This is a genomic window from Neobacillus niacini (assembly GCF_030817595.1).
In the GTDB taxonomy this organism is placed as follows: domain Bacteria; phylum Bacillota; class Bacilli; order Bacillales; family Cytobacillaceae; genus Neobacillus; species Neobacillus niacini_G.
In genome coordinates this window covers 115,072-138,057 of sequence record NZ_JAUSZN010000003.1, presented here as the reverse complement: position 1 = coordinate 138,057, position 22,986 = coordinate 115,072, and the positions used below count along the sequence as shown (strand labels likewise).

The window sequence follows — 22,986 nt, the reverse complement described above, 5'->3', positions numbered from 1 at the left end:
ATCGTTTCTATTTATTCAAAATTCGATTCCATTGATTAATCCAAGATTCAAGGTTTTTATTTACGAATAAAGAATCCACTTTGTTTGTACGTTCTGCCACATCACCATACGTTTTATTTTTAGCCGTTTCTTCGTCTAGTACTACATTTTTATTAGTTGGAGCTTCATTTAGAGACACAGCTGTTTTTTCTTGAACTTCCTGGCTTAATCTCCAATCGATATACTTATAGGCCAAGTCCTTATTTTTAGAGTTTTTGTTGATGTTGATTGTGTTAAAGTTTGCATAGGTTCCAGATTCCGGAACAACATAGGCTACATCTGGATTGGATTCTGTAATAATCGGAACAGCAAAGTCACCGACAACAGCCGCTGCAATTTCTCCTGATTGGAACATGTTGGCTAAATCAGAAGATTTGCTATACGTTTTTACAACGTTTGGAGCTAAATCAGTGATTCCTTCAAATGCTGCTTTTCCATTATCAGTTGTAAGGTCAACATTCCCGTGACTACTTGCTACATATAGCATCGCTGGACCAAATGTGGTAGTAATGTCCGGAATGGAAATTTTCCCTTTTAAAGAAGAATCCCATAGGTCATCCCATTCCTTAATTTCTTTACCTGCTGTCTGTTTATTATAGACAATTCCGATACTGTTCAGCGTGTAAGCTGGTCCAGAACCATCCTCAGCTAATTCTTTTGCACTATCGATTAAGTTGTCCATATTTGGAACCTTTGAGCTGTCGATTTTTTCAAATAAATCTGCTGATACACCATCAGCCGCATTTGATTGCGACAATTCAATTACATCAACCGTTGAGTTTGGATTGCTTTTCAATTTTGTCAAACGCTCAGAGCTTGTACCAGTTTCTAACACAATGTCTACATTGTATTTTTCTTCGAATGGTTTGAAAACATCTTCTTGCATTTTATCTTCTTCCAAACCAAAAGTGGAGATGACCAATGTCTGTTTTTCCTTACTCGCATCTTTGTCGCCGCCGCCTCCGCATGCAGCCAGTATACCAGCAGATACTAAAGTTAAACTTACTAAACCTAATTTCTTTTTCATTTTGTTCTCCCCTTTTCTTGGATGTTTTAAACTATGATTAGTTTGTGAGATGGCATGGATAATGTAACTTCGTCTCCAACTTGATAGACCACATCATCTGTTTTATTTGCGAGTAATTTGCCAATAGGTGTTTCGACTTCATATTGGTAGGACTTGCCAAGGAACGTACGAACTTTTATAATCCCTGACACCATATTATTTTCAGTTTGTTTACTATTTCTTGTTATCTCGATATCATCCGGACGAATGGTTCCCGTATGCTTTCCAGGCTCCCAATCACGAGTACTATGGAAAACTGTTCCATCAATAGCTTTATAGTTCCATTCTTCTGTTGGTGTTAATTCAAAGAAGTTCTCAAACCCGATAAAACGGGCCACGAACTCCGTTTTTGGATTATTATAAATTTCTTCAGGTGTGTCGAACTGTTCGATTACGCCTTTATTCATAACAGCAACTCTGTCTGAAATCGAGAAACATTCCTCTTGATCATGCGTTACAAACACGGATGTAATGCCTAATTGCCTTTGGATCCGTTTAATTTCGATACGCATTGCCAAGCGTAATTTTGCATCTAAGTTGCTTAATGGTTCATCTAATAATAATAATTTTGGTTCGATGACTAAGGCGCGCGCTAAAGCTACACGTTGTCTCTGTCCGCCTGAAAGTTGTTTGGGATAGCGGTCCCCCAGCTCTTCTAAGCCTGTAATCGCTAAAATATCTTTTACCTTTTTTTCTATGGAATTCTTTTTTTCCTTGCGTAGTTTTAAGCCGAACGCCACATTTTCCTTAATCGTTAGATGTGGAAACAATGCATAGCTTTGGAATACCATTCCAAATTCACGTTTATGAACGGGCACCTTTGTTAGGTTTTGTGTGTCAACAAGAAACTCACCATCATTAGGCTCAATTAAGCCGGCAATAACACGTAAAGTGGTTGTTTTCCCGCAGCCTGATGGTCCTAACAAGGAAACCAATTCGCCCTTTTCAATTGATAAATTTAAATCTTTTAAAATATTGGCTTTGTTGTCATAACTCACACGAATATCTTTTAGTTCTACATAGGACATAATGCTGTTTTACCCCCTTCGATGTTAACATCCTGGTTGTTCCTATGAAATACTTGCTAACCCTAGTGTCTTCTCAATAACATACATAAGGACAATCGTACCAAGCATTAAAATAACTGATAAAGCAGATACAGATGGATCATAGTTATATTCGATATAATTCATTAAGCTAGTTGGCAGCATTGTTACACCTGGTCCTGATAGGAACTGAGATACAGGTATATTGTTGAAGGAATTAATGAATGCCAACATGAAGGAAGCAAAAATTCCAGAAGTAATGTTCGGTAATACCACTTTTATAAAAGCTTGTAATTTTGTGCACCCTAACGTCCACGAAACTTCTTCAATTGAAAAATCAAGCTGTTCAATTGTTGAACCAACCACCCGGATAACGTAAGGCAGGCAAATCAAGAAATGACCTAAAAATAAACCTTGGATGATAGGAAATTGAAACTTAATGACTATAAATTGATACATAGCATATCCAACAACCAAGCCAGGTACAATTGTTGGAGAAAGGAAAAAACTCTTAATCCAATTTCGTCCAAACACCCTGTGACGTGCCAAAGAATAAGCAGCTGGAACACCAATAATTAATGCCAAGAGAGTCGCAAAAAATGCTACTTGCAGACTAAGAAAGAAGCTGTCCATAAATGCTTCATTGTCAAATACCTTACTATACCAATCAAGGGTAAAACCTTTAATCGGAAATTGAATAGTAGAGTTGGTTCCAAAAGAGGTCACTATGATAATGAACAAAGGAACTAACAAAAATGCAAAAACTAGGCCAGCAAAAATTTTTAAACCGATATTTTTACGCACTCGCCTCACCTCTTTTATCCATGCGTCCCGCAATCCAACTGAATAACTTCATAACGATTAAAGTCGCCACAATCATAATCAAAGCAATGACACTTGCACCTTGCCAGTTTCCTAGTGCAGTTGCATTTTGATATAAAAAGGTAGCTAACATGATGTTTCGATTTCCGCCTAATAATTGCGGGGTTGTATAAGCAGTCAAACTTCCTGTGAACACTAAAATACTGCCAACAATAATCCCCGGTACACTTAATGGCAGGATAACCTTCACAAAGGCAATCAAGCGATTGGCACCTAACGTTTCTGCTGCTTCCATAATTTCAGAATCAATGTTCTCTAAAATTCCCACTAACGTAATGACCATTAATGGCAAGAAGAGATACACAGAGCCGATGACAATGGCGAATTCTGTATAAAGCATCGTAAGCGGCTTAGAAAGTAAGCCAATATTCATCAAAGCATTATTTAAAATACCGTCTTGTCCCAAGATTGTAATCCACGCAAAACTCCGCACAACCGAATTCGTTAACAACGGAAACAATGTGATCGACATTAATAGACCGCGCCATTTTTTCGGACTTTGGGAAATGTAGTAGGCAGTTGGAACTCCTAACACTACACAAATCAGTGTTGCAATCAGTGAAATCTTTATCGTCCGCCAAAAAATACCAAAATTATACTCATCCAAGAAGAATGAAGTGTAATTTGAAAAGGTAAACCCTCCATTAAAGAATGTTGGGAAAATGGTTGAGATAAGAGGTAACACCAAAAATAAAATCAAGAGAATCAATCCTGGAGCCAAGATGAGATAAGGTACTCTTCGCTGCGTCATATCTGGCCTCACTTTCCAATATAAAAAAGTATTATTGATGGTGATTAACACCATTCTGGATTCTGTTTTATTTATCTCTTACACTTCTACGATTATAAAGAATAAAAGACTATTTGGCAACCCAAAAAGCGAATATTATTTTTTGTTTATAATTTAATGTTCGTGAATTGGCGAATAAATTTCATGTAACGCCAATTTTTGTTTACATATAATCCGTTTTAACGAATGTTCGAGCAAAAAAAAAAAAAAAAAGACTGTGAATGATAGTCTCATCATTCACAGTCTTACGATCGCTTTATTCCTCAACTGCTACTGTTTTCTTTCGTCTAACCAAAGCAGTAATCCCAATGCCCATTATTCCGAATAGCCCAATTAACGAGCCTGCAAACAATGGTTTATTTTCATAAAACTTCACTAAAGCAGTCTTCTCGGCAATTTCAAACGGAATGACTGTAGTGGTTTTATTTCCTGCATCATCTACCGCTGTCACTTCCACTTCATACGAATTAATTTCTGAGAACGTTGACGTGAAGACGGCAACACCATTCTCATCGGCTGTTTCATCAAAGTTATGCAGCTTGCCATTTACCAGAATGGATTTGATTGTATCGCTAGGATTATCAAGGCGAATCGCTGCTTTAACAGCTTCGAAGTATTGCTCATTCTGCTTAATTCCATCGTAAATGACCTTTGGAGCCTTTTTATCAATAATAAACTCGACACTTAATTGCTTAATATTACCTGCCTTATCCTTTACCTCAAAGAACAAAACATGCTTACCTTCAGAAGTAATTGGATCGCCGATTTTATATTCCTTGCCATCCAAGGTTAGGGCAATGATGTCATATTCGTTCAAATCCTCAATTAACAGATCAGGTATTAAATCCTTGTTAAAATACTTGTTCGAGACAGGTTCTTTGAATTTAATAACTGGTGATGTTTTATCAATCGTAAAGACAATGGTTCTCGTACTTACATTGTTTGCTAAATCTGTTACAGTTGCTTTGAAAACATAGTCTTTTTCCAACTCAAGTTTTGTTCCGTTTTTATAAGGTGCACCATTTAACAATACAGATGTTCTGCTTGCATCTAAGTGAATATCAGAATAAGTCACAATAGGCTCGAGATTCTCATTAAAGAATCCATCAAGTATACCGGAAATGGATAATGCCGGTTTTGTCGTATCTATGATAAAGTTGATCTCCAATGTTGTTTCATTCCCCGCTTTATCCCGAGCCACGACTTGAAAGTGATATTCCATTTCCTTCGATGCAGTCGGAGCCGTTCTGCCAGCATTCTCACCGTTTAATGTAACGGAAACGATTGTATCATCCTTCTGATCTAGAGCAAATTCCGGTGTGAAAATTTCGTTTATATATTCACCGTCTTTAATAACTCTCGTTTGACCTTTAAATTTAGGGGTAATGACTGGTTTTGTCTTATCTATCGTGAAGCTCACTTGCTGCGTGAAGCTATTTCCAGCTTTGTCTGTAGCTTCTACCAAGACATGATAGTCTCCCTCTTGACTAAAATTGTGACTAAGCGACGCCGTGTTATTGCTGACAGAGAAGCCGCCGGCATTATATTGAGCACCATCTCTTGTAACTGTCATTTTGTTAATGTCTAAGTTTACATCACGAATGGTGACATTAACCCGCTTGTCCTCATTGTAATACGTATCTTGATTGACACCCGTAATTTCAATAGCTGGTCTTGTTTTATCAATCGTGAATGTCCTGTTAACAGTGACAGGTCCATTGCCAGCCTTATCTGTCGATTTGACAAGGATTTCATACAACCCATCATCGGCAAAATTATGGGCAATGGAAGAAAGCTGTTTTTCATTTGTAAGAAACGGACCCAAATCATATGGCTTATTATCTTTTGTTACCGCTAGTTCAACTTTATTGGTTGAAAAATTCTTTTCATTGACGGATACTGTTACATTTTTGTTCGCTGGGTTAAAGGAGTGATCATCCACGCCCTCCACTTTTACAACAGGCTTTGTTGAATCAATAATAAAACTAATTGGTCCATGGACGCTTTTTCGGTTCGCCTTATCAGTTGATTCCAACGTCACGGTATAATTTCCTTCTTCTTTAAACGTGTAGCGTAGTGCACCTTCTGTTATATAGCTTAGAGCAATATCACCAATACTATAAGGCTCCCCATCTTTTAACACGATGAGTTTTGTATTGGATATGTCGATGTTAGTATCTTTTACCCAAAATGATGCAGTCGTACTTTGGTAATTCTGATCATTCTCAATACCATCAGTTGCTAATAGCGGATTATTCGTATCAATTGTAAAGGTTACAGATTTTTCATCTGCGGTGTTTCCAGCTGCGTCTTCTGCAATCACTTTGATGAAATATTCGTAGTCATCTTTAAAATTATAGGTGAGACTTGATATCTCCGCGAAGTTTCTCCACTCACCGATCCAAACACTTTTACTTTCATTGGTCACTGGATTTTTTTCGATTACCTCAAACTGAACCTTGTTGTTAGCAAAATTATGTTCATTCACATTGATTGATACATTTTTGCTCTCAGCGTCGTAGGATTGATCCTTCACAGTTGAGTTTGTTTTCAGATCAATAATATCGATTACCGGTTTTACTGTATCGACCGTAAATGATAACTTCGTGTCGGAGGCTTTGTTTCCAGCCTTGTCTTCTGCACTTACTGTAATCTGATAATCTCCATCTTCAGTAAATTTCAGTGCGAGTTCGGATTTTTCAGCTTTATTCACAAACGTTTCTTTTTTTAGACTATCATCTTTCTGAACTGTTACGGTGACATTGTTTGTTTCATAGTAGTATTCATTAACCCCGATGATAACCTCACCGCCTTTAACAAAAGCACCTTCGTTAATACCAGTAATATCAATTTTTGGTGCAGTTCTATCGATAGTAAACTCTATCGTTTTAGAACTTACTTTTCCAAATCTGTCTTCTGCGGTTACTTTAAGTTGATAGATTCCTTCCTCTGTGAAAGATAGGTCCATTTCACCGTAATAAAGCCACTTTAAGTAATCATAGATGTTCCAGTTGCCAGGTTTGATTTCGGTGACCTGACTACCATTTGTTCTTGTCATTTCAAGGGTTGTTTTGTTTTTATCAAACGTGAAATCATTGACGGTCACAGTAACATCGACTTTTTCACTATTGTAATGTGCCTGATGTTTAACACCTTTAAAATGAATATCTGGTTTACCCATATCAATTGTAATTGTTTTCGTTAAAACACTTTTATTTTTAGCTTTATCTGTAGATTCTACTGTTATTTCATAGACTCCATCTTCTTTAAACAAATGTTCCGTTGCAACGTTTTCTCCGTCTTGAACCAATGGATCAATTTTATACTCTTCTCCATTTTTCTTTACAGATACATTGTAAAACTCATGATGCTTATCGGTTATCGCTATTTTTACTGTTTTCTCGCCATCAACCACTATTTCATCTTCGGCCATCACCGTACCATCAAGAGTAACCACTGCTTTTGGGTGGGTATTATCAATTGTAAAAGAAACTGATTTTGCTGGTGCAGCTTTTCCTAGCCTATCGGTTGAAGTGAGGGTAATCTTATATTTTCCTTCAGCGGTAAAGGTATGTTTTGCCTCCGCTTTTGATTCTGTTACGCTATTTAATTGAATTAATTCTGGATATGCTGCTCCGTCTCTCTCCACTTTTAAACTAGTTTGAGTTAAATCTAGGGTTAAATCTTCAACTGATAGTGTTACTTCCTTTTTACTTTTATCGGAGTTGAAAAATTCCTCAGCATTCACCCCAGTGATATCAAGTGCGGGCGCAGACTTATCGATAATAAATTTTATACTTTTAGCTGCGGTATTCCCGGCTTTATCTGTAACGTTTAATTCAAGTGTATAAACACCTTCCTCGGTGAAAGGATGTTTTTTGTAAGCTTCTTCCCCCGAATAGGTTGTCACTTGGTTTCCTGCCGTTACTTTAAGTTCGGTTAGACTTTCATCGACATTCGCATCTGTGACACTGATTTCGGCTTCTTTTGATTCACGGTATTCACCTTGATCAGTAACACCATTAATGGCAAGTGCTGGTGCTGTTTGATCAATTGTAAAACTTGTAACCCCTAACTGATGTCCTGGATCAATATTTTGCCGATCTTTCACTGTAACACTTACCTTGTAAGCCCCATCCTCCGTTAGCGAAAGGACAGCATTTTTACCTTTTCTCTCGAAATTTTTCACTTCTGTTATCTTCTCGCCATTAATGGTTTTCTCAATTGTCGCACTTGCATCATAAATGAGAATGTCGCTTTCAACTTTTAGCTCAACTTGTTTATAAAAACCACTGTCGTTTTTATCTTTTATTGTTAATCGTGGACCTTGTTTCACGATTCCAAAATTTACTTTTGTTGGGTCACTTTTATTTCCTGCTTTATCAGCGGCAACAATTGTCACTTCATAGAACCCAGTATTATCGAGGGTGAGGAACGTTTCATTCTCATTCCATTCAGGTGCTTGTGTAGGTTCGTAGGCAATCCCATCTTTTAAAATTGAAATCGTATCCTTTCCAGGAATGAAATTGCTGTCCGTTACTTTTATACTCATCGAGACTGGCTTGTTCGTAAACTCTCCGTCTTTAAATCTTCCACTTTCGAACCAAGATGTAACATTCACTACAGGTTTAACTGCATCTCGATTTATGGAAAATGTATTGGTTGAAGCAGGGATATTCCATGAATTGTCTTCAGCAAATTCCACACTTACATGTAACCTGCCCTCGGGACTATCATGCTGTAATGGAATCGTAACCAAATATTCTCCTAAAAAACCTAACTCCGGATCGTTTATTCCCTCAATTTTTGCTGTTGTGATTTCACTGCCTTGATATGCAGCTTTAACAGCAAACGGTGCTTCTGTCTCCGTAATCCATTCACCCTGACTGCTATTCTCAAAGTCTTCCTTTAAATCTACCTTAAAGGTAATGCTGTCTTTATTCGTCATCCAGTCGGGCTGGTCCATTGACTCCATATCCCATTTGTCATCATTAAACACAATATATCGCTTTGCCCCATCCAGCGAAAATGCATTTGTGCTAAATACGAACACTGAAATAAGCAAAAGGCTAATCGTTAATGTCCAGATGACGTTCTTTCTACTTTTGTACCTTTTGGCTAACCTATCTGCCATTCTACTAAACTCCCCTTAGATGATCGTGGTGGAATGAACAACGATCACGTCTACTTCTTTTTTGAAAAAATCTTCTTCCTCTACTAATAATGAAGTTTCCTCTATATCCGCCGATAAAACTGTCGTTTCCTCAAAGTCAGCTGTTAACAAAGAGGTGTCTTCGATATATCCATCACCAAGTAAGGCTGTTTCCTCAACCTCACTGCTCATAAGTTCCGTCTCTTGACTAGCTGCTGCCTCCCCGGCATACTGCTTTTTTAACATAATCTCTTTTGTCAGCCGCTGTTCATTTGATTCATCCTGGATCTTTTTCTTTTTATGTAATCTTTTCCGAAGGCTAATACCTGATAAGTCCTCAACTACTTGCGCTATACCCATTTTGCTGTAGAGAATAATCGAAATGATCAAGGTAATGATCGTACCGGCCATTCCCCCATAAAGCATAATCTGGTACTCCATTATCCTACCCCTTCCTACTTAATACCGAGGTTATCAAACCTCCTTACTAGCTTTTTAAAAGCTTCATCCTCTCCAGCTCCATCCAGCGTTTTTACTTGTTCATAAACCTGCTCGGCAGCTTGATAATTTCGGCTTCCATCGTCTTTACTTTGTTCGGTATCTAACAATAAATTACCGAGTTTAACATATGCATCAATACTTTCGGGATATTTTTTTATCGCATTTTGAAATTGCTCAACCGCTCGGGTTGGCTCACCCATTTCTTGATAGATGACACCTATTTTCACGACTATTTCTTCTTCATTACTCGCATTTAAATCCAAAAGGTTCTGATAATGTTGTATGGCATTCTCGTAATCCTGTTTTGCACTTTCTTTATCTTTTGAATTAACACCTCTACTGTAGAAAGCCTGTGCTAACTTTTGCTCAAAATCCAATTCATACTTGATTAATAAGTTCTCATTTTCGACTAAACGGAGAACTTCATAGGCTTTTTCAACAATTTCAATTGCTTTTGTATTGGCATCAGAAATTTGTCCTTTATACGAGATATAGATATTCGCTAAGGAATTATAGTTATCAACTTTCTTACGTTCATTTGGCAGCTGGTCATTGAACTTTTCAAACTCAAGCAGACTTTCGGAGAACTTTTTATAGTCAATATTCATCGAAATCATCGTTGTCGATAATGCCTGATAATACTGTGCATCTGGAATTACTTCGGGATCGACTTGATTAAAATGCTTTAACGCCTCCGAGTAGTTACGTTTGATATCAAAATAGGTCATCCCCATTTTAAAGCGGACTTCATCATTTTCATGGATATCTCCGTACTCATCCTCGATATAGGCTTCTATCTTTGCTAATCCCGTATCGGTCTCATTTCGATTGCTATATAAATCTAGTAAATTGATATATGCTTCTGCCCGGGATTTGTCGACTGTCGTAATCGCTTTTTCTAACATTTCAATTGCTTTCTTATCCTCGCCATCCATCAAATATACCGAGCTATCATTAACCAAACTCATATAATCCTGGAATTGCGTATTTTTCACACCTTTATAGCCAAACACTGTTGTTGTCATAAAGGCAAGACACAAGACGACTGGTACTAGAAAGATTGAGAGCTTCTTGCGCAGCTTATTTTTATACCCTTCTGTCAGCTTGTTAATATTCTCAAGGTCATAAGATAGCTCACTGCAGCTTTGATAGCGGTTGGCTGGTTCCGCCTGTGTCGCCTTATTAATAATATGCTCAAGGCCTTCAGGCAGGGTTGGATCCCAATGACGGATTGGCTTAAGCTCAAAAGGCGGTTCATTTAGACTCTTACCGGTGACAAGATGATACAAGGTTACCCCTAAGCTATAGATATCCGTACGCGTGTCCGTCTGTTTGCCTGACATTTGCTCAGGTGCGGCATAGGATTTCGTTCCTAAATTGGTCGTATCCGTAGAACTCTCGGTCTTGAATTCTCTTGCGATTCCAAAATCAATCAGTTTAATTTTCCCTTCAGGGGTAAGCATAATATTATCTGGTTTCATATCCCGATAAATAATCGGGTAGGGCTTCCTCGTATGTAAGTACTCTAAAACTTCACTTAACTGCCTAGCCCAATCAATTACCTGAATCGCTGAAATCGTCTTTTCACGCTTCAGTTTCTCTTTTAAAGACTCGCCCTCGATATAGTCCATGACCACGTAGATATCGCCTTCAGATTCGATAATATCGTAGATTTTTGGCAGCGCCCCATGATCGAGAACTTTGAGCATATTCGCTTCGACAATCAAGCTGTTGATTAGAAGTTCGTTATTACTAGACGCGCGTTTCCGTATATCCTTTACGACTAATGATTTGTTCAGCCTGTTATCCATCGCCAGATAAACGATGCTCATACCGCCGCGGCCAATTTCCTTTAATATTTCATATCTTTCATCGATTACTGATCCAATTTCTATCAAGCAAAACGCCCCCGCTGCTTACAAAACTTTTGCTGCTACAACCGAAATATTATCTACTTCTTTCCTTGCCTTTACTAACTCTACTAACTGAACAACTTTACCTTTTAACTGCTGATTGTTCTTTATCGTTTCTGGTTTGAGATCCAGCGCTAACTCTTCCTCCGTGATTTGATGGTAAAATCCATCCGAACATAACATAAACACCGTGTTTGGTTGAACATCACCCTTTGAAAAATCAACCTCAATCTCCTTTGCAGCACCGACACATTGCAGCAGCACATTTCGGCGCGGGTCGTATTTAGCCTGCTCTTCTGTAATATTCCCACGGGCCACTTCCCTCGCTACTAATGTTTGATCCTTTGTTAGTTGGTTTAAAGAGTCAGAAATCCTGTAGGCACGGCTATCCCCGATTTGTGCAATATAATATTTTCGGTGGACGATTAACAAGGCTGTCAAGGTTGTCCCCAATTTCACTTTTCTTGTCTCGCCGTAGTTGAGTATTTTCTCGTTCAATTGTTTGATGCACTTTTCTAATTCTGAGAAGATTTCTTCCTCGATGTGCGCTGAGTGGGAGAGTATTGGCATTTCGGCATCGAACCACTCTGCCATTCCTCTAATTACCGTCGCACTTGCCAGCTCCCCGTGCGACAAGCCGCCCATCCCATCACAAACAATGAAAAGGCCGACTGAACCTTTCGGAGTGTTAGCTGTCTTTAGCAATAAGGCATCTTGATTTGTCTTCTTTTTGATACCTACATCCGTATGGTGCGCTGTTAAGAATGCCATTGGCTAACCTCCTTTTTTAAAATAACTTGAAAACAAACTCCTGATTAGCAAGTTTAATACGGTCCTCGTGTTTAATCTTAGTCCTTTCATTTGGGGACAGTTTGACTCCGTTAAGATAGCTGCCATTTTTTGAATGTTTATCAATTAAAAAATATTCTCCATCAGAGGTAACCAATTCTGCATGGATCCGCCCAACCACTTTATTGTTCGAAGCATAATCAGCTTGTTCAGGGTCTCTTCCTATTCTAAAAACATCTTTCGTTACGACGATTTTAGCACCGGTTTCCACCTCTAAAAGGAATGGCTTTGGCAAACGCCCATTGTCTATCCCTAATGCTGTGGTACCTTCTTCATACTCGTCCAGTTCATTAAAGGTCCCTAAAACTGTCGTCCCCTCATCCGCGAGTGCCAATGCACGCGTGATTAATCCTGGACTGTAAAAGTTGGAGTTCTTTTGCGTGACAGCGTCGTTTTCCTCTCCGCATCCGCCTGAAAACTCAGTCAGTTTTTCTTTAAACTCTTGCAGCTGGAATACCCGCGGACTCGCTAGGTAATTATGAAGCTTGATAAAAAACTGTAAATCGTCATTTTCATCATAGGATGTGGAAGCGATTAATTCTTTAAAAAATCCATTCATTGATACCTTTTCAAAGACATTATCTTTTATGGGAAGGCACATAAATACTAATCTATTTGAAAAGTGATCAAGAAAAATATGTTTCTTGTCTAGTAAAATGTTTTCGAAATCTACACCGCTTTTCACTAACTCCGTCAAACTGTCGACAATGTTTACTAAATGAGTTATCAACTGTTCTTTCGTAAGCGTCCCTGAAAAAAGCTTCTCCAAATCAGTTTTCATCCTAATCCTCTCCATCTCTAGGGTATCCACACTAACCGTTATTCCTAGCTCCCAAAAGGGTGTCGTTCCTAACTCTCCTCTAAAAAGAGAGTTAGGAACAATACAATCTGCAGGCTTATTTAAATGCACTCGCGTTGCTGTTGATTGCGGATTCTGTTGAGTTATAGGCATTTACAGTTTGATCTAAAAATTTTGCATAGCTGTCAACAATTTCACGGAAGTTATCAAACTTTGGTGTAAGTGCATTGAAATTATTTCGAATCGTATTTGATGCATCACTATTCCATGAATTAGCTAATGCATTCATTTCTCTTTTCATCTCATCCAATCTGCCTGTTAATTGTTGGTTTAAATTACGGATTTGATTGGCTGTACTGCTAACCTCATTTAGAGATATTTTGATTCCTTCTACTGCCATGGTTTCCACCTCACATTCACATTAAGACTCTATTAGTTAGTTAGTTAAACGTCTCGCTCCATTAATGACCTCATTTTGAGTGTCACGATAAGTGCGGGCACTTACTTTCAAGAATTCAGAGTATTGTTTCATTAAGTTAGTCATCTGATTGAAATCATCCATAAACCCTTTAATCTGATTAACATAAGCCAAGTTATCAGTACCCTGCCAAGCAGCCTGCATCCCTTCAACCTCGCTGAAAAGAGCTTTATAAATTCGTTCATAATCAGCCGATTGCTGGTCAATCTTTGCTGCAGCAGTATCTAGCTTTGCTGGATCAACTGTGATTGTTCTTGCCATTTTTCTCACCTCCTTTAAAGTGCGATCCATGCTGGATCGACTAGATTTTCCTTAATTCATACGAAACCTTACGATACTTATTCGCAGCCTGCTGCAGGCTTGAGGCACTCTTCATTGAGCCAATTCCTTTAAACTCTCGGCCAATATCATGTGATATTTCCTCTAACTCTCTAGCAATCTCATTTATTTCTGCAATAATACTACTAACCTTACTTTGAACATATTTATCCATTTCTTTCCCCCGAATCACTACTATTGGATCGACCGTGCTTTATTCACTAAAATGGACTCTGTTCTTTCTAGCAGATTTCTTACTGTATTTAGGTAGGTAATATTTTGGTTTAATCCGGTGTTAAACGATGTTAGAATATCTGCTTTCAACACGTTGTCCAGCCCGAAGAGTCCTGCTTCTAAATACAAATCATCTATTCTATTATTCAAAGCACTCGTCTTTCGCTTTATCGCTTCCAGTCTATCTGCATAATAGGACAATCTATGTAAATCCACCTTAAGATATGGTTCGACAGCGAAGCTTGTTCCTAAAAAGGCACTGACTTTCCTGTTGAGATGCCGTTTCGCCGATTTTTTTACGGAACTGAAGAAACTTTTTAGATCATTGATTACCTTAGTGGTGACATTCTTCAATCCAGAGATGAACGCTACACAGCCATCAATCACAAGTTTCGCTGCCGCCTCCATGCCTTTCCAAGTAGCATGAATAACTATTAATGCTGCGTTTGTTATAGCTAAAGCTACCTTATAGGCTTCTCTTACTCCATTTACGGCATAAACAATTGCATACTTAATTACCTCTGGATTAATATCATTAGGTGAATGTATTGATCCTTTTTGAGACTTTTCAAACGAGCCATTGAAGAAGTCTACACTCGTTTCATAATGTGGATAAAATGGATCATCATAGTCATCTTTATTAATCGCAACTGTCTTATCCACATAAGGTGCAAACCCTAGATCATGTACAAAGTCACCTTCATAGGCAATAAAATCAAATTTTTTACTTTTTAATGCTTCTTGTTGTTCTTCGGTTAAACTAGGCCAAAATAATGGAGCACCGTTGACCACATAGCCACTAGGGTTATCAGCTAAGTTATTTACAAAAACATATGAAGCTAAATTTCCACCCTTTGAATGACCAACTATTAACTTTTCTCCCATTGCACCCTTTACAAATTCCTCATAGAAGTGATTGGCTTCCTTTTGCTGACGAATTTCATTTCCAATCCCCGCAGATCCATTTGATACCCAATCTGTTTTAAAATGGTCCCAATTTGTAGGATCTTCACTGCCGCGGTAAACCGCTGCTGCATTACCTGTTTTGTCACCCCATGCATAGCCAACAAAGCCTGATTCCGACTCGCCGCCCATATTTGGATTGTTGTTCTGATATCCCTGGAGAGTAACCTCAGCCAACCTGGAGTTTTCGAATCTATCGGAAGTAAAATACTCCTCAAGCTTGATTCTTCTGGCCTCTCCGCCGTTGTTCGTAGTTCGCATTGCTTCTTCCCATATTTCCTTAACACTCAAGCCTGTTAAATCGCCTGGTAAGTCAAAATAAGATAGCTGGAGAAGAACATTTTTCTCTTCATCATTTAAGTTAGAAAGTGACATGGTATCACTCCTTAAACTCTTTAAAATATTCTTCTATTTGACTTGCATCAGATATCGCAAATCGTTTATCAACCATGATCGTTGCGTAAACTTTTGCATCTAAATTTGACCAAGGTGTATTGTTAACACTTGAGGTTCGAATATAATCGGAAATATCCGCACTGCTGTCAACAAATCCTATTGAAACACGGCTTGATTTCACATCCATTTGTTTAACCACCTGTAACAGCTGATAAATCGGTTCATTATAGGCAGTTACATTTGGTTTCCCTGCACTTTTAATGGCTGCCTTTAATTCAATACTTACATCATTATTTACATTTGCAAAATAATCATCGACAGACATATCCTTCATGGAGCTATCGTATTTTCCGTCCTCGACAAATAGTAAAACTCTATATTCAGCGTCCTCAGGCAGAAGTTTGCTAATTTCAGGTTTTAACCTTTTTGTCAGTTCATCTGACCATTTAGACAACACATAGTTATCGTAATATTCCCCTTCATGGTCTCTATCTTCACCTGCTAAAAAGACATGCTCAGGCTTACCCTTCGGATGAACAATCACTTTATCGGCACCGTACATATTTTTAAAAATAGTGCTTCCTTCCTTAAAGGTTTCCACTTCAAAGGTTTCATTATAGGTCCCTTCTAAATATGTCAATATCGCGTTCTCTGAAGATTTCTCATTCATACAGCCTGTCACTCCTATTAATAGAACGAATGGAAGAAGGATGGATCGTACCTTCTTAGTAATTTTCATTTTGCACCTTCCCTTAGCGGAAATATTAGTGATTACAACCAATCAGAGTAACATCAGCTTGGATCCATTTTTTAAACCAAGTTCTTCGATGGTCCTGTTGATATCAAATACGTTTCCAGTCATTCGATCACATAAAACACTTTGCTCTGTGGCCTTGTAATGCCCTTGTGAAAGGTCAGAGATTGTATGTGCCAGCAGATAGATAACTTCATATACAGCACTATTCAGCGGGATAAATACGTCATAAGTGTTGTTTGAAGCCGGGTTATAGATCTCGACTAAAATCTTATGCATATTGCACTGCCTCCTCTTCATTCGCTGCAGTGGTCAAGAGTTTTACTAGTTTTACTTTCCCTTTGTTCACTACATAGCCGAAGTCCTCTACTAGTTCACCATACATATCATTGGTAATTTTATTGATTTTTAGAGTATATTGTTCAGCAATACCATTTCCTACCCAAACCCCATCACTTAGTGAAACTTGTTTTTGGAACCACGGTTCATATGTGTAGGAGCTTAGTTTGTCGACAGCATCAGAGAAGATAATCGTCACATTCAGTCCATTTACTCGTTCTAAAAAGACTTTTAGTTTATCTTTTCCGTCCTCAGAGAGCTGTGCATTCAATTCTGTGAATGAATGGATGATACAGGTGATGTTTTCAAACACTGGTGCTTGCTTGCCTTCTGCAATTGCGTCCTTTGTAGTGTTATTGCGGTACACCAATGTATTAAACAAATAGACCATCGTCTCTTCTAAGTGTTTGGGTCCTGTCACATATTGATACGAGCGGCTGCTGTCATAAACAAAGCTGTCATCAGCATCAATGACAATTACCTCACTCCTGTCTTTCATCGAGATCACTTCCGCAAGTCCCTGCATAAAGCTTGAGCATTCATCACCCGTATGCGAAGTTACAAGACTGACCTCTGGAGCAGTAAAGTCATAAGAATAGATACTTAAGGAATCCTTCTCGACCCCAATCGGAATTCTATTTGTTTCGTTAAAACGTATCTCATCTTGTAAATACTCGGTATCTACTTTATCTGGTAGAATCGGAATTCGTTTGGCTGAATTCTTGTTCCATTTTTGCTGATACTCACGGCAGTAACCTGTTACAAAGCCGTACAAGTCCGAAGCTTCTTTTGAAATTTGAGCAACCTGGAATTCATAAACATTCTCCGTTTTTAAAATTCCTCTACCTTTATTTTTTGACGGATAGACTCCATCAACATTGCCTAACACACCAGAATATTCAGTTGTGTCATTCAGCTGCAATACATACATTTGCTTGAAGTTCTGAAGAAGCCTGTATCGAATCGCACCCGTATTTAACGCTGTTACGACAAAATATATTCCATATTTGGTTCCTTCTCGGGTCAAAAATGAAATGGCTTCCTCATATTGTTCATACATCTCTGAAAAAGCAGAGTAATTGTGAATCATCAGCACAATCGATGGTACCTTTTCGTTCGATTGCTGATTGAAGGTTTTGAAATCTCCTCCATAATTTGCGAATTGTTTCTTTCTCGCAGCGATCTCACTGGTCATCATTTTAAAGAGATTGTCGATCTTTTCTCCTTCATGTGACAGCATTACATCGCCAACATGCGGAGACTCACGGTACCAGCCTAATGTTTCTGACCCAAAGTCTAGTAAATATAGATTTACTTCTTCAGGTGTGTGTTCTTCCATCAAGGAGTAAATAAGCGAGGTCAAGAAGGTTGTTTTCCCGCTTCCAGCTACCCCATATACAACGGTATTGCCTTCTTGTGAGATTGGCAGCCTCAACAATGCCTGGCGTTGATTTGCTGGATCATCATACTCACCTATCACAGGATTCAGTTCAAACGGTTGCAACGCTGCTTCACGATACTTTTCCTTTAGTTCATCTAAGTAGATATTGGCTGGGATTGGCTCCAACCAAAGTTGTTTTACTTTAATATTTTCTTGGTTTGCAAGATTTGCTAAATAGTTTGTGACCTCATCAATTTGACTCACTGGTTTTATGACTGTATTTTTCCGCCTATCAATTCTCGCTGATTTCATTACGCGTCCTAAATTATCAATGACCGTAATTCCATCATCTTTTGTCCTTTCCACCTTATCTGCAGGATAATATGGCGCCCCAGCCCATGCCGATTGACCAAGTTCAAACAGTTCATTGTACCCGACCTGCAAGTAGAAACGTCCGGTTTGTGATAGTTCTGCAGCGTCCGGCCGTTTGATGACCTCCATACTGTCCGCTTTTTCTTGTACCTTCAAGCTGATACGGAATTTACTGTTACTCCAGATTTGATCATCGACAACCCCTGAAGGCTTTTGTGTCGCTAAAATCAAATGGACGCCTAAGCTTCTTCCAATCCGGGCCGCACTGACCAGCTGGTCCATAAATTCAGGCTGCTGCGTTTTTAATTCGGCAAACTCATCGGAAATCATAAACAAATGCTGTAATGGCTTTGAAACGGCACCTTCACGGTATAATTTTTGGTACTTATAAATATCAATATTGCTTTCATTCAGTCTCCTGCTTGTTTCACTAAAAATAGCCTGGCGCCGTTTTAGTTCACTTTGGATACTAATTAGCGAACGTTTGACGGCTGCTCCATCAAGGTTGGTAATTGTACCTGCCAAATGCGGCAGGTTCCTGAATGCATTAGCCATCCCGCCACCTTTATAATCGATTAAAATAAAGGCCACTTCATCTGGATGGTAGTTTACTGCTAACGATAAGATGAACGTCATAATAAACTCACTCTTACCAGAGCCAGTCATACCCGCAATCAATCCATGTGGTCCATGGTATTTTTCGTGAAGATCGAGCTTGAAAGGTTCTCCTGCCTGGTTAACACCAATTTGCGTTTCGATCGTCTGCGTCGGATTATTTTCCTTCCAGCGTGTCGGTGAGTTTAAATGCTCCACTTTTCCAACGCCAAACATTTCTAAAAAGGTAATCATATCAGGAAGGGTGTAGGCCTTTATAGAAGAAGCTAACTGGATATTGGCCAACTCTATAGCAATGGGTTCCGCACCCTGCTGTAAAAAAATATCCGCGGTAAAGTGTTGAACCTTCCCTGAGATGTCGTCTTTGTCGAAGATTTTGCTGGTTTTGTCATTAAGCTCAACGACATTGGTGCATTCTTTCGGAAGCATTTCCAAACTGTCATATAAAGTAATTAAGCTGAAGCCAATCTCTTTCTTTTCTTTTAAGAGCAAATTCACCATTTCAGCTTTTCCGGCTAACTCTTTGCTCATCGAAAACACTACATAATGCTGCTTAATAGCATCTTCATTACTATCAGCCATGGCTGCTCGATGGGCGATTTCTTTTTCAAAATAAGCAGAAAGCTCTTTTATTTCATTGGCGTCAGTGGCAATAAAGCGGACTCTCTTTCCATCATCCCACACATGCGGCAGCCACTTGATGAACTTCCAACAGTCTTGTTCTTCTTTATCGTAGAGAAACACTAATTTTAATTCGTCGTAACTATGTAAGGCTGCTAATTGAAAAATAATCCCTTTTGCAAATTCAACAACCAAATCCCTTTTTCCAATAATTCCGCTAACGCGCTCATCGACAAGTGATATGGTGACAGGCACCTGTCTTATGATTTGAGGAGATTCTACCCATTGATACAATTCATCCTGGAGATTGTCATCCTCAAGCATAAATTTTTTCTCAGGATATTTAATTTCCGCGTCTAATGGCAAATCACCTAAACCGACTCTAATTTTAAGAAAATCGTTTTGTCCTATTGTGCGTTCCCATAAATTACGTTCGCGATTTCGGATTCTTTTTAGGCACAGGTATAGGGGAATATGGTTTTCATGCAGGATTTCGCTCTGGTATTTGCATTCGTCTGCCACCACTTGTTTCATCTCTTCTATGTACTTGCTATATTTTTCCTGACGTATTTTCTCCTGTTCCATCCGCCTTTTCTTCTCATGCCTTTTGGTTAAAATCGGCCAAAGAATCATTCCGATCATCATACTTAATGACATGATAAGTGTAGGCATTGCGTACATAATGTCCCCATTCGTCCGCATTACATTTTGAACGGCAAATATTCCCGTAAACAGTGACGCCATCCCCATCGTAATCGAGGGACCAAGCAGCAGCATTAACGGTGATTCTTCGGAATTATTCTTTTGCGGCGGAGGATCAATTTTAATGGTCTTCCGCTCAATATCCCGTTTAAACCTTGGTGAACGAAAAAACAAATCATCCTGTCCTTCTTCGATTAGAAAATCATCGAGCTCCTCTTCCTCTTTGACAATTGGCGGCTCAACAACAAAAGGTTTAAAAGCATTTCGATATAAAAACACTAATTGATGAGGATTATTTAACGAAAGTAATCGTCCATTGTAAATAATCCGCAGGCCCATAATCGAAATCACGTCACCAATGGCGAGCACTTTTTCCTTAATTCTTTCACCATTGACATATGTACCATTTGAACTGTTATTGTCCCGGACTACCGCCTGACCATCCCCATCGTATTCAACGGAACAGTGTAAGCTGGATACCAACTTGTCGGTAAAACAAATATCATTTTCTTTAGCCCGACCAATCCTAATCACATCGGCTGATACCATATGTCTAGTAAACTCATTTCGACCTTCACTTGCTGGTTCCACATATAATAGTGCAATCGAATCTTGATCACGGTAGATTGTATACGTCATAAAAGGCTCTACTGGGACTTTTCCGATCTTTTCCCCAGCAGCGCCTTTCAGGTAGGCATATTTATTTGATTTTACAAACCACTTACCGTTTTCTGCTTCAACTGCCATTAAATCAATCGTGTTATCATCTTTATCAACCGTAGAGAGAACGTATCTCCCGGTTATTTTCTCAGGTAAAACAAGATTAAATGCTTTACCTCTATCAAACAGTGTTACGATCAAAACAATTCTCTCCCTGCTCCAGTAGAAACAATTTCCTATATTTGTTATTATAAAGCAATTTTTCATTTGGTCTGTCATACTTTAGACACAATTTGACAAATCCATCCCAATCCTCTCAATAACTGATACAGAGCCTGTCTAGCCTTTTCTTCCTAGTGATTTTTCTAAGATGAGATAAGAATAAAGGACCATTGATCCCATAAAAAAACCACATGAGAGTTCTCATATGGATTTTCGTTATCAACTATTTACACTTGAAGCTTCAAGCCCTACACCACTTAACAAATCACACCACTGCTCAAACGTATTTAATTCAACCTTTACTGGTGCAGTTGGATGGTCCGTATATTCTACGACCCAAATCCCTTTCGCTGCGGGAAGAAAGAAGACAATATTTTCGAGAATCGGGTCTCTTTCAATACTTGGATTATGAAACAGTGAAATATTATAAAGAGACCAGCCCTGCGATTCTAAATCATTGAGAAATGTTCTGAAGCTCTGCTCTTCTTCAGGTGTAAAACTGCTTATTTTCCTTACTTTCTTTATGTTATGGCGTTCACTCAGCAAATCAAATGCCTGATCGGAAAGATGGAAATGCTGCGCTCTATCAATGCCCTTTTCCGAAAAAGAGTAATAGTTTCGTATTATGCTTGGAATATCAGCACCTTTGATATAGGCAAATTCGTGGATAATGTCACGATCGATAATATGAGTCATCCATGTATCATTTTCAATATGGTGAATCATTAGAATGTTCGATTGTCCCTTATTTGAGCAGCGAATCATCCATTTGGATCCAACATAGCTCTGAATAAATTGCTGAATCTCAACTTTTAATGGGATTTCTCCCTTACTCTCTTGGTCATCATCCCAGAGCTGCTTTAGGATTAATTGATGAGTAGTTACTTCCATAATTGCTTCCCATTCTTTTTGACTTTTTTCTCCTACGGAAGCTTCTGCAATACCTTTTGCTACACCAGGATATCCACTAAGTGTGACTAAGAGCGCGAGCTCCGCTGATGTACAAGTCATGATATAATCCATTTATTTCACATTCCTTTTCGTTATAAAGCCTTTTTGTACATAGTTTCTCGAAAGAGTAATTATAGAAAAATCGCTCGGAGCAGATTTTTAATTACATAATAAACAATAATAGAGGCAAAAAGTTGGACAACAATTGAAATCAACATAAAGACCTTTCTTTTAAAAAAAGAGTACTTTAAAAATTTCTTGTTCAGATACGGTCCTATACCAAAAAAAGCATTGCCCACAAACGTAAACGTCCGTTGAAATACCGTTTTTGGATTTTCATAAACACCTGCATCGTATACATCAAGCATGATTCTGCCGAGTAAAAATACTAAGATACTGAAAATCACTTGAACTCCGAGAAAATAAATTAGTAATTCTTCGATTCGTTCCAATGTTTCTAAAGTCATGTTTCATTCCTTAACCTTTAATATGGGATTTTCTGAAAACCACAGGGACAAAACGTTTTTAGTTGTGTTTTTTTCTAGTTACATATATAGGCAGTTTATAGAAAAATCGCCCGGAGGAGATTTTTAATTACATAATAAACAATAATAGAGGCAACAATTTGGACAACAATAGAAAGCAACATAAAGAACTTTCTTTTTAAGAAAGAGTACTTAAAAAATTTCTTGTTCAGATACGGTCCTATACCAAGAAAAGCATTGGTCACAAACGTAAGCGTCCGTTGGAAAACCGTTTTAGGATTTTCATAAACACCTGTTTCATAAACATCAAGCACGATCCTTCCGAGTAAAAATACCAAGATACTGAACATTATTTGAATACTCAGATAATAGGATAATAAGCCTTGAACCAGTTTCATCGTTTCTAAAGTCATGTTTCATCCGATCCTTTATTAAAAGATTTGCTGAAGATTTCTCGC

Annotated in this window: 19 protein-coding genes; all 19 read right to left on the bottom strand. The window is 38.4% G+C overall.

Annotated features, from left to right (window positions below; translation table 11 throughout):
• Positions 1-7: 7 nt before the first annotated feature.
• The 19 genes from QFZ31_RS33610 to QFZ31_RS33520 all read right to left on the bottom strand — a co-directional run bounded on the left by QFZ31_RS33610 (position 8) and on the right by QFZ31_RS33520 (position 22,941).
• The gene (locus tag QFZ31_RS33610; protein WP_307312578.1) at positions 8-1,066 is read right to left on the bottom strand and encodes an ABC transporter substrate-binding protein; all 1,059 of its coding nucleotides are present in this window, start codon (positions 1,064-1,066) and stop codon (positions 8-10) included.
• 26 nt (positions 1,067-1,092) lie between these two features.
• The gene (locus QFZ31_RS33605) at positions 1,093-2,133 is read right to left on the bottom strand and encodes an ABC transporter ATP-binding protein (protein WP_179603469.1); all 1,041 of its coding nucleotides are present in this window, start codon (positions 2,131-2,133) and stop codon (positions 1,093-1,095) included.
• A 42-nt stretch (positions 2,134-2,175) separates the two neighbouring features.
• Entirely contained in the window at positions 2,176-2,955 is a 780-nt protein-coding gene (locus QFZ31_RS33600) for an ABC transporter permease (protein ID WP_307312574.1), read from the bottom strand.
• On the bottom strand, positions 2,948-3,784 hold the full coding sequence (locus QFZ31_RS33595; protein WP_306077381.1) for an ABC transporter permease: 837 nt from the start codon (positions 3,782-3,784) through the stop codon (positions 2,948-2,950). The genes QFZ31_RS33600 and QFZ31_RS33595 overlap by 8 nt, the downstream gene beginning before the upstream one ends.
• Before the next feature lie 295 nt (positions 3,785-4,079).
• Complete coding sequence (locus tag QFZ31_RS33590; RefSeq protein ID WP_307312572.1) at positions 4,080-8,957, bottom strand: Ig-like domain-containing protein; 4,878 nt, start codon at positions 8,955-8,957, stop codon at positions 4,080-4,082.
• A gap of 15 nt (positions 8,958-8,972) precedes the next feature.
• Complete coding sequence (locus QFZ31_RS33585) at positions 8,973-9,416, bottom strand: hypothetical protein (RefSeq protein ID WP_307312569.1); 444 nt, start codon at positions 9,414-9,416, stop codon at positions 8,973-8,975.
• A 14-nt stretch (positions 9,417-9,430) separates the two neighbouring features.
• Complete coding sequence (locus tag QFZ31_RS33580; RefSeq protein WP_307312566.1) at positions 9,431-11,374, bottom strand: serine/threonine-protein kinase; 1,944 nt, start codon at positions 11,372-11,374, stop codon at positions 9,431-9,433.
• A gap of 18 nt (positions 11,375-11,392) precedes the next feature.
• Entirely contained in the window at positions 11,393-12,160 is a 768-nt protein-coding gene (locus QFZ31_RS33575; protein WP_307312563.1) for a PP2C family protein-serine/threonine phosphatase, read from the bottom strand.
• Positions 12,161-12,176: 16 nt separating this feature from the next.
• Entirely contained in the window at positions 12,177-13,019 is an 843-nt protein-coding gene (locus QFZ31_RS33570) for an FHA domain-containing protein (RefSeq protein ID WP_307312561.1), read from the bottom strand.
• 115 nt (positions 13,020-13,134) lie between these two features.
• Positions 13,135-13,437, bottom strand: a complete 303-nt coding sequence (locus QFZ31_RS33565) for a pore-forming ESAT-6 family protein (protein ID WP_179160617.1) — start codon at positions 13,435-13,437, stop codon at positions 13,135-13,137.
• A 36-nt stretch (positions 13,438-13,473) separates the two neighbouring features.
• A complete protein-coding gene (locus tag QFZ31_RS33560) occupies positions 13,474-13,776 on the bottom strand; it encodes a WXG100 family type VII secretion target (protein WP_179603477.1) in 303 nt (100 codons plus the stop codon).
• A gap of 40 nt (positions 13,777-13,816) precedes the next feature.
• Positions 13,817-14,008: a hypothetical protein gene (locus tag QFZ31_RS33555; RefSeq protein ID WP_307312556.1), complete on the bottom strand. Its 192-nt coding sequence runs from the start codon at positions 14,006-14,008 to the stop codon at positions 13,817-13,819.
• A gap of 20 nt (positions 14,009-14,028) precedes the next feature.
• Positions 14,029-15,405 carry an Mbeg1-like protein gene (locus QFZ31_RS33550; protein ID WP_307312553.1) on the bottom strand — a complete coding sequence of 459 codons (1,377 nt, stop codon included), beginning with the start codon at positions 15,403-15,405 and terminating at the stop codon, positions 14,029-14,031.
• Between the two features lie 4 nt (positions 15,406-15,409).
• Positions 15,410-16,165 carry a hypothetical protein gene (locus QFZ31_RS33545; protein WP_307312550.1) on the bottom strand — a complete coding sequence of 252 codons (756 nt, stop codon included), beginning with the start codon at positions 16,163-16,165 and terminating at the stop codon, positions 15,410-15,412.
• Between the two features lie 42 nt (positions 16,166-16,207).
• A complete protein-coding gene (locus QFZ31_RS33540) occupies positions 16,208-16,459 on the bottom strand; it encodes a methyltransferase (protein WP_307312547.1) in 252 nt (83 codons plus the stop codon).
• Positions 16,452-21,071 (bottom strand): type VII secretion protein EssC, encoded by a 4,620-nt coding sequence (gene essC / locus QFZ31_RS33535; protein ID WP_307312545.1) that lies wholly within the window; start codon positions 21,069-21,071, stop codon positions 16,452-16,454. The genes QFZ31_RS33540 and essC overlap by 8 nt, the downstream gene beginning before the upstream one ends.
• Positions 21,072-21,311: 240 nt before the next feature.
• On the bottom strand, positions 21,312-22,115 hold the full coding sequence (locus QFZ31_RS33530) for a hypothetical protein (RefSeq protein WP_307312542.1): 804 nt from the start codon (positions 22,113-22,115) through the stop codon (positions 21,312-21,314).
• 59 nt (positions 22,116-22,174) lie between these two features.
• Positions 22,175-22,510 (bottom strand): hypothetical protein, encoded by a 336-nt coding sequence (locus QFZ31_RS33525; protein ID WP_307312538.1) that lies wholly within the window; start codon positions 22,508-22,510, stop codon positions 22,175-22,177.
• Positions 22,511-22,605: 95 nt separating this feature from the next.
• Entirely contained in the window at positions 22,606-22,941 is a 336-nt protein-coding gene (locus tag QFZ31_RS33520) for a hypothetical protein (protein ID WP_307312535.1), read from the bottom strand.
• Between the last annotated feature and the right edge of the window lie 45 nt (positions 22,942-22,986).